The sequence below is a fragment of the Ignavibacteriales bacterium genome, assembly GCA_016709765.1.
Classification (GTDB): domain Bacteria; phylum Bacteroidota; class Ignavibacteria; order Ignavibacteriales; family Ignavibacteriaceae; genus IGN3.
This window is the reverse complement of record JADJMD010000014.1, coordinates 1-13558: the sequence shown is the minus strand read 5'-3', so window position 1 is coordinate 13558 and position 13558 is coordinate 1. Positions and strand designations below refer to the sequence as shown.

Sequence of the window (13558 nt, the reverse complement as noted above, 5' to 3'; positions counted from 1 at the left end):
TGAGAACTAATGGGATCCAAAATAATCTGGACAAAAATTGATGAAGCACCAGCTTTAGCAACTTACTGTTTACTTCCTATCGTAAAATCATTTGCCAAAGGAACAGGAATCGATATTGAATTAAAAGATATTTCTCTTGCGGGCAGAATTATTGCAAATTTTCCTGATGATCTAACTGATGAGCAAAAAATTCCTGATTTTCTATATGAATTGGGTGAAGTTGCAAAAACTCCTGACGCAAACATTATAAAGCTTCCCAACATCAGCGCTTCAATTCCACAGTTAAAAGAAGCTATAAAAGAATTACAGGATAAAGGATTTAAAATTCCTGATTATCCCGAAGAACCAAAAAATGAAAAAGAGAAAAAATTAAAAGAAAGATTTGCAAAAGTACTTGGCTCTGCTGTTAATCCTGTTCTTAGAGAAGGTAATTCTGATAGACGAGCAGCAGCATCAGTTAAAAAGTTTGCACAAAAACATCCGCATAGAATGATGAAACCATGGCCGACATCAGGTTCAAAAGCCCGTGTTGCACATATGGAACAAAAAGATTTTTATGGAAATGAAACTGCAATTACTCTTGATAAAAATGATGTTGTTAAAATTGAGTATGTAGATCAAAGCGGCAACACAACAACACTTAAAGAAAATCTTAAACTTCTTAATGGAGAAGTAATCGATACAACAGTTATGAATGTTAAAGAGTTGAGAAAATTCTATGCAGCACAAATAGAAGAAGCAAAAAAAGATAACGTACTTCTGTCGTTACATCTTAAAGCAACAATGATGAAAATTTCTGATCCAATAATGTTTGGACATGCTGTATCGGTTTACTTTAAAGATGCGCTGGAGAAACATGCAAAAATTCTGAAAGAAATAGGAGCAAATTTAAATAATGGTCTTTTGGATGTAATTGAAAAACTTAAAAAACTTCCTGAAGAAAAAAGACTTGAGATAGAAGCTGATATTAATAAAGTATATGAATACCAGCCTGAACTTGCAATGATCGATTCGAGAATCGGCAAAACAAATTTGCACGTACCAAATGATGTAATTGTTGATGCATCAATGCCGAACGTTGTTCGTGATGGTGGTAAAATGTGGAACAGGAAAGATGAGTTACAGGATTGTATCTCGATGATTCCGGACAGATGTTATGCAACTATTTATGAAACAATTATTGAAGATGCAAAAGTAAAAGGGCAGTTTGATCCATCAACAATGGGCGCAGTTTCTAACGTTGGTTTGATGGCACAGAAAGCTGAAGAGTACGGCTCACACGATAAAACATTTGAAGCCAAAGGAAATGGTGTTATTCGCGTAGTAAATTCTGAAGGAAAAACTTTACTTGAGCAGCAAGTTGAAACCGGTGATATTTTTAGAATGTGTCAGGCTAAAGATGAACCAATTAAAGATTGGGTAAAGCTAGCTGTAAACAGAGCTAAAGCTTCTTCAACCCCAGCCATTTTCTGGCTTGATGAAAACCGGGCACATGATAGAGAAATTATCTCAAAAGTAAAAAAATATTTACCTAAGCATGATACAACCGGACTTGAAATAAAAATCCTTAAACCTGTTGATGCAATGAAATATACTTTAGAAAGAACAAGAAAAGGCTTGGATACGATTTCTGTAACAGGAAATGTGCTTCGAGATTATCTTACTGACTTATTCCCAATTCTTGAACTTGGTACAAGTGCAAGAATGTTATCAATCGTTCCTTTGCTAAATGGCGGTGGATTATTTGAAACCGGTGCGGGTGGTTCTGCTCCAAAACATGTTGAACAGTTTTTAAAAGAAAATCATTTAAGGTGGGATTCACTCGGTGAATATTGCGCACTTGTTCCTTCTTTAGAAATGATTGCTGATAAAACAGCAAATGCAAAAGCTGCGCTATTAGCCGAAACATTAGATGTAGCAATTGGAAAGTATCTTGAAAACGGAAGAATGCCATCAAGAAAAGCAAAAGAAATTGATAACCGTGGAAGTTCATTCTATTTAGCATTTTATTGGGCTAAGGCATTATCAGAACAAAGTAAAGATGCAGAATTAACAGCAAGGTTTACAAAGATGTTCCAGGAATTAAAATCGAACGAAGAAAAAATTGTTAGTGAATTACTTTCTGTGCAAGGTAAACCTGCCGATGTTGGCGGCTACTATTTGCCTGATGAACTGAAGGCGAATGAAGCAATGAGACCAAGTTCAACGTTAAATAAAATTGTTGATGAGATGTAGATAAAACTCTAATTGTTAGCACAAAAAATTAGGCTCAAGAAATTGAGCCTTTTTATTTTTCACTCTATATTTACATAAGGGGAGAAGCTAATTTAAAACCTTTCCTTAACCAACTCCATAATCTTAATTCCTGCAGCGGGAATTTTTGTTCCGGGGCCAAAGATTGCAGAGGCTCCATGCTCATAAAGAAAATCATAATCCTGTGCAGGAATAACTCCACCGCAGATTACAATAATATCTTCTCTTCCAAGTTTCTTAAGTTCTTCAATAAGCTGTGGCAATAAGGTTTTATGTCCGGCTGCAAGAGAACTCATTCCAACAACGTGAACATCATTTTCAACCGCCTGCTGTGCAGTTTCTTCCGGAGTCTGGAATAAAGGACCAACATCCACATCAAATCCCATATCAGCATATGCTGTTGCTACAACCTTTGCACCTCGATCATGTCCATCCTGTCCCATTTTTGCAATCATTATTCTTGGGCGGCGACCTTCGTGCTTTGCAAATTCATCCGTCATCTTGCGAACCTGTTCAAACAGTTCGTCATCTTTAGCGTATTCGCTGCTGTAAACTCCTGATATTGTTCTTGTCACGGCTTTGTACCTTCCGCTTACTTTTTCGATTGCTGATGAGATTTCTCCAAGTGTTGCCCGTGCTCTTGCAGCAACAATTGAAAGCTCAAGTAAATTACCTTCACCTGTTTCTGCACATTTTGTAAGTGCATCAAGTGCTTGTTTAAAATCCTCATTCTTTCTGTTTTTCTTCACTTCATTCAAACGTTTTATTTGTGACAATCTAACTGCAGTATTGTCAACTTCTAAAATTTCAATTGGATCTTCTTTTTCTAATCGGTATTTATTTACCCCAACTATCGTTTCTCTGCCAGAATCGATTCTTGCTTGTCTTCGTGCTGATGCTTCTTCAATGCGCATCTTTGGAATTCCTGCTTCAATAGCTTTAGTCATTCCACCATAAGATTCAACTTCAAGAATATGTTCCCAACCTTTTTTAAGTAGAGCGTCAGTTAGGGCTTCAACATAATAAGATCCACCCCAGGGATCGATAACTTTTGTAATGTAAGTTTCATCCTGCAAGTAAAGCTGAGTATTACGTGCAATTCGCGCAGAAAAATCAGTAGGCAATGCAATCGCCTCATCTAAAGAATTTGTATGAAGTGATTGTGTGTGTCCAAGTGCTGCAGCCATAGCTTCAATGCAGGTTCGCACAACATTGTTGAACGGATCCTGCTCGGATAAACTCCAACCGGAAGTTTGGGAGTGAGTTCTAAGCGACATTGATTTTGGATTTTTAGGATTAAACTGTTTAATCATCTTTGCCCATATCAATCTTGCGGCACGCATTTTAGCAACTTCCATAAAATAATTCATTCCCTGCGCCCAGAAGAAAGAAAGACGCGGTGCAAATTCATCTATGTCCATTCCAGCTTTAATTCCAGTGCGAACATATTCCAAACCATCTGCAAGCGTGTAAGCCATTTCAAGATCGGCTGTAGCACCTGCTTCCTGCATATGATATCCTGAAATTGAAATGCTGTTAAACTTAGGCATGTTCTTAGCGGTAAACTTGAAAATATCTGCAATGATTCGCATAGAAACTTCTGGCGGATATATATAAGTGTTACGAACCATATATTCTTTTAGAATATCGTTCTGAATCGTTCCGGTCAGTTGTTCATGTTTAACCCCTTGTTCTTCTGCTGCAACAATATAAAAAGCAAGAACAGGAAGAACAGCACCATTCATCGTCATTGATACAGACATTTTGTCGAGTGGAATCTGATCAAACAGAATTTTCATATCAGCAATAGAATCAATTGCAACTCCGGCTTTTCCAACATCGCCAATAACTCTTGGATGATCAGAATCATAACCTCGATGAGTTGCAAGATCAAATGCTACGGATAAACCCATTTGGCCGGCAGCAAGATTTCTTCTGTAAAAGGCATTACTTTCTTCGGCAGTCGAAAAACCTGCATATTGTCTTACTGTCCATGGGCGCTGAACATACATCGTTGAATATGGTCCTCGTAAAAATGGTGGAACTCCGGAAAGGTAATTAACGTGATCGAGATTTTGTATATCATCTTTTGTGTAAAGTGGTTTTACGGGTATTTTTCCATCGTTTCCCAGATAAAATCTTCAACAGATTTCCCAGTTTCTGTTTTAAACTTTTCTTCCCACTCTTTTTAGAAATATTTTTTGGAGATAAATTAAGTTCAATATTTTTAAAATCGGGTTTCATATTACATTGCTCCCATTCTTTTCAATAAGTTGGATATTATAGAATAAGCATCAGCACCCATATAAATAAAATTATCAATCCCGGATTTTTTATGTTCTTCAATCTGATCTTTTGGATATCCTGCAAGTATAACTGCTACATCTTTTGATTTTTCTTTTATTCCTTTTACAATTGGAGGTACAAGTTCTGGATATGTATCATCAGTTGAGCAAATAACAGCAGCCTGAGCTTTTGAATCAATTGCTGATTTTATTGCTTCGTCTGTTGAGTTAAAACCATTTGGATAGACTATTTCAAATCCGCCAACTTCAAAAAAACACGAGAGAAATCTGCTCTGCCTTTAAATTGCTTTAGCGGGCCCATTGTTGCTAAAAAAATTTTAGGTTTACTGCCGGTTTTCTTTTTAAAATTCTCTGATGAGATTCTCAATTCTTCAAACATTTCTGATAAGCGAAATTGCCTTATAGGTTCAACTGTTATTCCTTTTTCAGCAGAAGCACGAATGGATTTAGAAATTTCACCTAGTGATGCGCCTTCAAGAAATGCATCAACTGCATAGTCAATTAATTCATAGGATTTTGAATCAGCAATTTTCTGTAATTTTGCAAGAATACTAGAATGTTTTTTATTATCACCCGTAATTCTATATTTCTGAATATACTCAACCCTCTTTTTGTAAACTGCATCAAAATCAGTTTGTTTAATATCGATCATATCTTCTTTTGGATTTGCATACATATTAGTCCCAACCAAAATTGATTTACGTTTTGCAAAATCTTTTTCTTAGAATCGGCCACTTTAATGATTTCGTTTAGTGCGAAACCGGATTGTACAGCGTTCAACATTCCATCTTTTTCTTCAATTGTTTGGAATAATTTCCAGGCAGCTTGTGCAATATCAGCAGTTAGCTTCTCGATAAAAAATGATCCGCCTGCAGGATCAACTACCTGATCAAGATGAGATTCTTCTTTTAAAATAATTTGTGTGTTACGCGCAAGTCGTATTGAGAAATCATCGGGAACATTAAACGATTCGTCGTAAGCATTTGTTTGGAGCGAATCTACTCCACCGACAATTGCTGAGAACGCTTCTGTTGTGGTACGAAGTGAATTAACAAATGGATCGAAAAGTGTTTGGTTGAATTGAGCAGTTTTACCGTGAATGAAGATTTTTCTACATTCCTCTTTAACTCCATAAGATTCAAGAATTTTATTCCACAATATTCTTGCTGCTCGTAGTTTTGCAACTTCCATAAAATAGAATGAACCAATTCCAAAAGTGAACTTAATTCTTTTTGAAACATCATCTACTTTTAATCCACGGGAAATCATTTCATTCAAATACTCCACAGCAGTTGCAAAGGCAAAGGCAAGTTCTTGAACAGCATTCGAACCTGAGTTGTTATATATAAATCCGCTGATTCCAATTGTTTTAATCGGAGAATTGGATTTGATCATCAACTCGGTAGATAATTTGATTTCATCAAAAATCTGGCTTAATGAAATTGGCAAATCACCATTAACCAATAAATATTCATAAGGATCTGATATGATTGATCCTTTTATATTCATTAAACTTCTGCGTGTTTCATTAGCATAAGCAGTAAAAAGAAGAGTGATTGGAAGTGCAGAAAATCCACAGTTAATGTTTACTGGTTGACTTGTTAAATCAATATCCTTAAACAAAATTTGCATTTTTCTTACACCAGAAATTGATAACCCATCTTTACCTACTTCACCTGCTTTAGATTGATCGGCATCAATCCCGAGTTGAGTTGGATTATCTAATACTATATTTATTGAATTCAATCCACGTTGAAGATCAGATCGTAATACCTCATTCAATTCTTCGGGAAGAGCCTGGTTGTATTCTTGTGCGATTTCCCAACTTTTAAAGTTATATCCAGAAACATTACTGCCGCGGAGATAATTATCAAAGCCTGGAAAATTATTTATTTGTGGAAGATCTTTAATATCGGTTGAGGTGTAAAGTGGTTGAAGATTTATTTCTTCGTAAGTTTTTGTAATGAGTTTTTTATCAAATGATTCACCCTTCAAATCTCTTTCAACTTGCTGTTTCCATTCTTCGTAAGATGTAGTTGAAAAATCTTTTTCCAATTCGGGTTTATCACCGAGTTTTACTTCTTGAGCCATTGTAACTCCTAAATTCTAAAAATGTACAGACCAAAACTACTAAAAATCAGAGCGAAAGTGAGAATGAAAATTCAAAAAACCAAATACCAAATCACAAAAAAAATGCAATTTGGTATTTAAAATTTATCTTTTCTTTAGGCTGGCGGGTTCCAGGTTTCGTGGATTAATTTTTGATCTTTCTGAAGACTGTTTTTTACTTCTGTAACTCTGAATACTGTTCGATTAAAAACTCCCCAGATGTTATCCATATATAGGCGCATCGCTTCAATGTCATTTTCACCAGGTTTTTGATGAATTGCTTCCAGCATATCTGAGTAAATCAAGTCAAGATATTTGATCTCAATATCAAAATTAATATCAGGTTTTGTATGTTCTTTCATTTTTGTTAAGTGTTTAGTTTTTAAAAAGTGTTTTTATGTAATTCTTCAATGGAACTTAATACTGATTTTATCTTTTCAATTTTGATTCTGGGGTATTCTTCTCCAGGTTTTAATTCTAAAGCCTTTTCATAAAATGATTTTGCCTCAGCATATTTTTTTTCATTTAACAGTTCATCAGCTTTTTTAATGCTTTCGTTATATGCCACAGTTTGATCGGTTATAATTGTTTTCATTTTTAGAGCATCGCCTGATTCTTCAACTATCATTTTCTTAAACTCTTCAGGGTATCCAATATTTTTAGGTTTAAAAAATTCTGTTTTTGATAATCCATCCATATACTTTACTATTAAATGCTCTCCAAACTGCTTCCAGGTTTTATAAGTGTTTTCAGCAGATGCAATTGAATAATTAGTTAAGTAATCAATTGCTTCACCTTTAGAATTTTTAAGAAGTGATAAAGCTGTTAATTCAATATTTTCCTGTTGCGCAAAATATTTTCCTTCAATTTCATTTTGTGTTTTCTTTACATCATCAATAACAATTGAATATCGCGGGTAAGAAAAATTTGCAACAAAATTAAAAACCCAGAATGCTGAATCCCAGGTAAACTGAGATAAAGAACCAACGCCTTTAGAATAATTATAAGGAGTTCTACTCATTGATGAATACATAGGAGTGTAAACTGTAAAGTAAGTGTCATCAACACCAAACCAAAAAACACCGCCAACTTCTCTAGGCAAATGTGCACGAGCTTGAGATACAAATGAAAATCCAGTTTGGGGTGTTGAAATTGGACGCTCATGAAAATATTCTTCACCAGTATATTGCCACGTTAATGGTCTCCATCTGTAAGGCATTTGATAAGGACCGGCAGCAATTCCTTTTGTCATGTCTAGTTCAGTTCCTTCATAATGATCACGCATTAAACCCATTACATCGTGAACAGATAATTTTTCATCTGGTTTAATATACAACGGCATTCTGTTTAAAGATTCGCCTTTGATGTATGAAATATATTTATCCATTGTTGAGTTGCACCTTCTAAATAAAGACCAAACTCTTGCATCGCAAAATCTTATCGCTCCAAAATCCAAAGGAGCGTAGGCATCAGAAAAATTAAATTCAGAATCTTTACCCAAGAAATAACCATTGTCTTTTGCAAAGGAAATCACATCGGGAGCATACAAACAATTTTCGGGATCATTTAAGGGGAAAGTTGTTATACGTGATTGATTAGCATGACCAGATATATATCCATCAGGAATTTTTACAGCTACCCAAACTGCTCCTTTATTACCTTCACCTTTCCCAATAAGTTCAAGAATCCAGGCCTCATTCGCATCCCCAATAGAAAATGACTCACCGCTGCTGTAATAACCAAATTCATTTACAAGATCAGTCATTATTTTTATTGCTTCACGTGCAGTTTTGCTGCGTTGTAAAGCGATGTAAATCATACTTCCATAATCTAGAATTCCATTTGGTGTGCCAAGTTCTTCTCTCCCACCGAAAGTAGTTTCACCAATAACAACTTGATGTTCATTCATATTTCCGATTACATTATAAGTAACAGAAGCTTGCGGAATTTTTCCAAGAAACTTTCCTGTGTCCCACTCATATATTTCCAACCAGGCGCCGTTTTGGTAAACCGCAGCAGGATAATGATAAAGCTCGCCGTATGCCTCGTACGAATCAGCTGTATATGAGATCATAACTGATCCATCAACACTTGCTCCTTTGGTTACAATAAAGTTAGTGCAGGCTTGTAAGTTTGTGGAAGTTAAGATGATTAGAAAGCCAATGATTAAAAGAGATATTATTCTCATCATTACAAATCCTTGTTAAAAAATCTTAAAAAACGTTGCTGAAAAGATAAGGAATTAGATTTGATTTGGGAACGAAAAATAAACTACAGAAATAATTTTTATTTTAATTTAGTTAATTAATTTTTAAATTTATTTTAAAATATTACATATAAACATCAATAGAATAATTAACTCTAATTTAGGAGTAATAATATGAGATTATCTATCATATCTTTATTGGCTTTCACTTTAATTATTAATCTTCCTGCTCAACAAACAGACAAATCAAAACCACGTTATGATATTTTTTCATTTAATAAAGAAGTCATTCTTCCAGGAACACCAGTACAAATATTTGATGCTGCAACCGGAGATATAAGTGGCTGGTGGGATCATTCATTTTCCGATAATCCTAAAAAAGTTTTTTATTGAGGCAAAACCCGGCGGCGGATTCTGGGAAATATTTGATGATGAAGGAAACGGAGTTTTACACGCAACAGTGATTTATTCAAAGCGTCCGGAGATGATTCGTTTTGATGGGCCGCTTGGATTATCCGGAAGAGCAGTTCAGATTGTAACAACTTATGAATTCTCTGAGGTAGATCAAGATTCTACATTATTGAAAGTTTCTGTTCATGGCTCAGGTGAAATGGAAGAAGGAATGTCTGCAATTGTAGAAAATGTTTGGGAACATTTTATTTTGAAAGATTTAAACCCTATATTGAATCGGGAAAGCATTTGAAATAGTGACTTCAAACTGTTTTTAATCTCAAATATTCTTTGCAATTTCACATCAACAAAATTTTATAATTATGAATTGTCCTGCTTGCAAAAATTCAATGATCATATTAGAACTTAATCAAGTTGAAATTGATTATTGTTCTGCTTGTAAAGGTATCTGGTTAGATAATGGTGAATTAGAATTAGTATTTTCTAATTCAGATCGAAAAGAAATTGCTGAATCATTTTTTGTTAAATATGATTTTGATGAAGAGAAAAGAAGGTGTCCTAACTGTAAAAAGAAAATGGAAAAAGTTGAATTTGAGAACACAGGTATAATAATCGATAAATGTACTAACAATCATGGACTTTGGTTTGATAGCGGTGAGCTCAAGTTGCTTTTAAAATCTGCCGAGGAAAAAAACAACAAAATGATTGAGTTGTTGAAAGAAGTGTTTGGGGAATAAATTAAAAATTGATATTGAACTTTTATATCTAATCATACATTAACGGAGGCATTATGGCTTTCTTCATTATTTTTATTGCGATAATAGTTGTTATCGGATTTTACTTTGTTTCCATTTACAATTCATTAGTTGGATTAAGAAACCGTGTTAAAAATGCATGGTCACAAATAGATGTGCAGTTAAAGAGAAGACACGATCTTATTCCTAATTTGCTTGAAGCTGTAAAAGGTTACATGAAACACGAACGCGAGATAATGGAAAACATTACTAAATATCGAAGCCAGGCAATGGATGCCAGCAGTGTTGGCGATAAAGCTGTTGCTGAAGGAATGCTAAGCGGTGCTCTTGGTCAGCTTCGTGTTCAGGTTGAAAATTATCCAGACTTAAAAGCAAATCAAAACTTTCTTGCATTGCAGGAAGAGTTAACATCAACTGAAAATAAAATTTCTTTTGCTCGCCAGGCTTATAACGATCAGGTTTTATTTTATAATAATAAAATTCAGATGTTTCCTTCCAACGTAGTAGCTGGAATGTTCAGTTTTAAAGAAGAAGAATTTTTTGAAATTGAAGACAAAGCTGAAAAAGAAGTTCCTAAAGTTAGTTTTTCTTAATACAGGATATTTTTCTTTATGATGTGGGAACTGATAGCAGCTAATAAAAGAAAATCAATTTTTATTTTTATCGGGATGGGATTACTTCTCATCCTGATTGGTTTTACTTTTGGAAGTTTTTATGAACCTGAAAACGGTGGCTTTTTTGGTATCTTCTTTGCGTTAATTCTCTGGGTAATTCTTTCAATGGTAAGTTACTTTGCCGGGAGCAAAATTTTACTTGCTGTAAGTGGAGCAAAAGAAGTTACTCAAGATGTACATCCGCAGTTGTACAATGTTGTAGAGGAAATGAGAATTGCAGCAAACCTGCCGCACCAACCAAAAATTTATATAATTGCCGATGCTGCCCCAAATGCTTTTGCAACAGGAATCAAACCAGAAAATTCCGCAATAGCTGTAACTGCCGGATTGTTAGGTACTTTAAATCGAGATGAATTACAAGGCGTCGTTGCTCATGAAATGTCTCACATACTAAATCGTGATGTTTTAGTGATGACATTTGCAGGAATGATGCTTGGTGCAATCACTCTAATGGCCGAGGTTTTTACTAGAAGTTTATGGTTTGGTGGAGGTTCTAGATATAAATCTAAATCATCAGATAAAGGCGGACAGGCACAAATTATTATTTTAGTGCTTGCAATTGTATTGGCTATTCTCGGTCCGATTATGGCGCAACTTCTTTACTTTGCAATATCACGTAAACGCGAATATCTGGCTGATGCTTCCGCAGTTAGATTAACAAGATATCCTGATGGATTAGCCTCAGCACTTGAAAAGATTTCCAGCTCCAATCTCGATTTGAAAACTGCTAACAAGGTAACTGCTCCCATGTACATCATCAATCCTTTAAAGAAAAAGGGAATGCAAATTTCAAATTTGTCAAGTACACACCCACCGATAACAGAAAGAATTAATATTTTACGTTCAATGACCCACGGTGTTAACTTTGCAAATTATCAAACTGCATTTAATCAAATTAAAGGAAGACAATCTAATGTGATTCCTCAATCCGGGTTAACTGATAATTCCAAAATTGGATTAAGGAGTACTGAACTTTCCCAGACTTCATTTGAAACTGATAAACAAGTTAAAGAGAAGTTGGTGATTTAATGATGAAGTTAAATAATTTCTTTTTCATTAATTGTACTTGTGGAATAAAATTAAAAGTACCACCGGATTATAGAAACAATTCTATCACTTGTCCTAAGTGTGGAAGAATACACAGCATTTCTAATTAATTCTTTTTTATTATTTTCTTTCCTCTAACAATTGTTAAAAGTTAAGATTAAGTAATTATAAAGATTACCAACTAACAATTACTTCTCTATCATAGAAAATTATTATTTGTTGTTGTCAGCCTTGAGAATGGTTAACAAATAACAAATATCATTTATAATACTTCTCCAACTGCAATTCTTGATAAATCAAATATTTTCTAACATTTACTTTCTATTCATTTTTAATCAAAATGGTATGATTTTCTATTATCAATAGTACTTGCTAACAAACAAAGAATAAAAATAATCGGAAACTAATTGAAAGGAGGGGAATATGTCTGGGAAAAGTCGACGAGATTTCCTCAAATCTACCGCTTTAATAGGTGCGGGTGTTACTGGGCTTTCCGCGACAGCAAAAGCTAGTCCTAAAAATATTTTATCCGAAGATAGAATGGGAGTTTTAGTTGATACAACCGTTTGTGTTGGATGCAGAAATTGTGAATGGGCATGTAAAGGGCACATAGTCTACTTGCAGGAAACTTAGAATCCTACGAAGATCGCAAAAATATTAGAAACCAAAAGAAGACCTGATCATACAGCTTTAACAGTTGTAAAATGAGTATTCGCCAGGCAAAAATTCAAATCTCCCTATAGATGTCAAGTTCAATGCATGCATTGTGATAATCCTGCGTGCGTTTCGGCATGTATCGTGGGTGCATTTTCAAAACATGAAAATGGCTCAGTTACCTGGGATACAGATATGTGTATTGGTTGTCGCTACTGTATGGCAGCCTGCCCATTTCAAGTACCAGCTTTTGAATACGATAAAGCATTAAATCCAAAAATTATGAAATGTGATTTTTGTTTTGATAGGACAAAAGAAGGCAAACTGCCCGCCTGTGTTAGTATTTGTCCCGTTGAAGCTCTTACCTATGGAAGCAGAACTGAACTTGTTAAAATTGCGCGTGATAGAATAAAGAAAAATCCAGATAGATATGTTGATCATATTTTTGGAGAATATGAAGTTGGCGGCACATCCTGGATGTATTTAGCAAATAAAGATTTTGCGAAAGCTTGATTTTCCAAATCTTGGTAAAAAATCCTGCACCTGGTGTTTCAGAATCAATACAACACGGAATCTTTGCATACTTTGTTCCACCGGTTTCCTTATATGCTTTGCTTGGGGGAATCCATCTGGATATCAAAACGACGCAAAGAGTTAGATGAGGAGGTAAAATAATGAGTCACGAAGTTGTAAATCCTGTACCTATTAAACATAAATATTTTACTCCCGGTGTTTTTGTTTTAATAATTATTGCATTAAATGGTTTAGTTTTTTTGATGGGGAGGTTCTTTTTTGGAATTGGTGCTGTTACAAATTTAAATAATCAATATCCATGGGGATTGTGGATTGGTGTTGATGTTGCAGCAGGCGTTGCACTTTGCGGCAGGTGGATTTACAACAGCTGCACTTGGTCATATAATGCACAAAGATGAATATCATGCTTTATTGTACGCCCAGCATTATTAACAGCCATGCTCGGATATACTTTTGTTGCGATGGGAGTTTTTGTTGATATCGGAAGATGGTATTTTATCTGGCATCCGCTTGTAATGTGGAACGGCAACTCAGCACTATTTGAAGTTGGTATATGTGTAATGATTTATTTGACAGTACTTTATATCGAATTTCTTCCTGTAGTTACTG

General features: G+C 34.8%; 13 protein-coding genes and 1 pseudogene. 9 read left to right on the top strand and 5 right to left on the bottom strand.

All coding sequences use genetic code 11. The annotated features are described in order from the left end of the window. Positions 1-9: 9 nt before the first annotated feature. Positions 10-2235: an NADP-dependent isocitrate dehydrogenase gene (locus tag IPJ23_15720; protein ID MBK7632118.1), complete on the top strand. Its 2226-nt coding sequence runs from the start codon at positions 10-12 to the stop codon at positions 2233-2235. A 92-nt stretch (positions 2236-2327) separates the two neighbouring features. Here the strand turns inward: IPJ23_15720 and scpA are convergent, their stop codons facing one another. From scpA to IPJ23_15695, 5 genes are all read right to left on the bottom strand, one after another. After that, positions 2328-4385, bottom strand: coding sequence for a methylmalonyl-CoA mutase (scpA, locus tag IPJ23_15715; protein MBK7632117.1), 2058 nt, complete (start codon positions 4383-4385; stop codon positions 2328-2330). Positions 4386-4785: 400 nt separating this feature from the next. Then, positions 4786-5235: a hypothetical protein gene (locus IPJ23_15710; GenBank protein ID MBK7632116.1), complete on the bottom strand. Its 450-nt coding sequence runs from the start codon at positions 5233-5235 to the stop codon at positions 4786-4788. Further along, positions 5208-6650 (bottom strand): acyl-CoA mutase large subunit family protein, encoded by a 1443-nt coding sequence (locus tag IPJ23_15705; GenBank protein ID MBK7632115.1) that lies wholly within the window; start codon positions 6648-6650, stop codon positions 5208-5210. The genes IPJ23_15710 and IPJ23_15705 overlap by 28 nt, the downstream gene beginning before the upstream one ends. Before the next feature lie 134 nt (positions 6651-6784). Next, the gene (locus IPJ23_15700) at positions 6785-7030 is read right to left on the bottom strand and encodes a hypothetical protein (protein ID MBK7632114.1); all 246 of its coding nucleotides are present in this window, start codon (positions 7028-7030) and stop codon (positions 6785-6787) included. Positions 7031-7050: 20 nt separating this feature from the next. Beyond that, positions 7051-8859, bottom strand: a complete 1809-nt coding sequence (locus IPJ23_15695; protein ID MBK7632113.1) for a C69 family dipeptidase — start codon at positions 8857-8859, stop codon at positions 7051-7053. A 189-nt stretch (positions 8860-9048) separates the two neighbouring features. Between IPJ23_15695 and IPJ23_15690 the strand changes: the two genes are divergently transcribed. The 8 genes and pseudogenes from IPJ23_15690 to IPJ23_15655 all read left to right on the top strand — a co-directional run. Next, entirely contained in the window at positions 9049-9267 is a 219-nt protein-coding gene (locus IPJ23_15690) for a hypothetical protein (GenBank protein ID MBK7632112.1), read from the top strand. Beyond that, positions 9215-9577 (top strand): hypothetical protein, encoded by a 363-nt coding sequence (locus tag IPJ23_15685; GenBank protein MBK7632111.1) that lies wholly within the window; start codon positions 9215-9217, stop codon positions 9575-9577. Before IPJ23_15690 ends, IPJ23_15685 begins: the two co-directional genes overlap by 53 nt. Before the next feature lie 97 nt (positions 9578-9674). Further along, the gene (locus IPJ23_15680; protein MBK7632110.1) at positions 9675-10022 is read left to right on the top strand and encodes a zf-TFIIB domain-containing protein; all 348 of its coding nucleotides are present in this window, start codon (positions 9675-9677) and stop codon (positions 10020-10022) included. A 53-nt stretch (positions 10023-10075) separates the two neighbouring features. After that, positions 10076-10633 carry a LemA family protein gene (locus IPJ23_15675; protein MBK7632109.1) on the top strand — a complete coding sequence of 186 codons (558 nt, stop codon included), beginning with the start codon at positions 10076-10078 and terminating at the stop codon, positions 10631-10633. Positions 10634-10654: 21 nt separating this feature from the next. Then, positions 10655-11743 carry a M48 family metallopeptidase gene (locus IPJ23_15670; protein MBK7632108.1) on the top strand — a complete coding sequence of 363 codons (1089 nt, stop codon included), beginning with the start codon at positions 10655-10657 and terminating at the stop codon, positions 11741-11743. 441 nt (positions 11744-12184) lie between these two features. Then, positions 12185-13090: pseudogene (locus IPJ23_15665) on the top strand (4Fe-4S dicluster domain-containing protein). Next, the gene (locus IPJ23_15660) at positions 13090-13347 is read left to right on the top strand and encodes a hypothetical protein (GenBank protein ID MBK7632107.1); all 258 of its coding nucleotides are present in this window, start codon (positions 13090-13092) and stop codon (positions 13345-13347) included. The pseudogene IPJ23_15665 and the gene IPJ23_15660 overlap by 1 nt, the downstream one beginning before the upstream one ends. 39 nt (positions 13348-13386) lie before the next feature. Beyond that, on the top strand, positions 13387-13558 hold a 172-nt coding region (locus tag IPJ23_15655), incomplete at its 3' end, for a Ni/Fe-hydrogenase cytochrome b subunit (GenBank protein ID MBK7632106.1).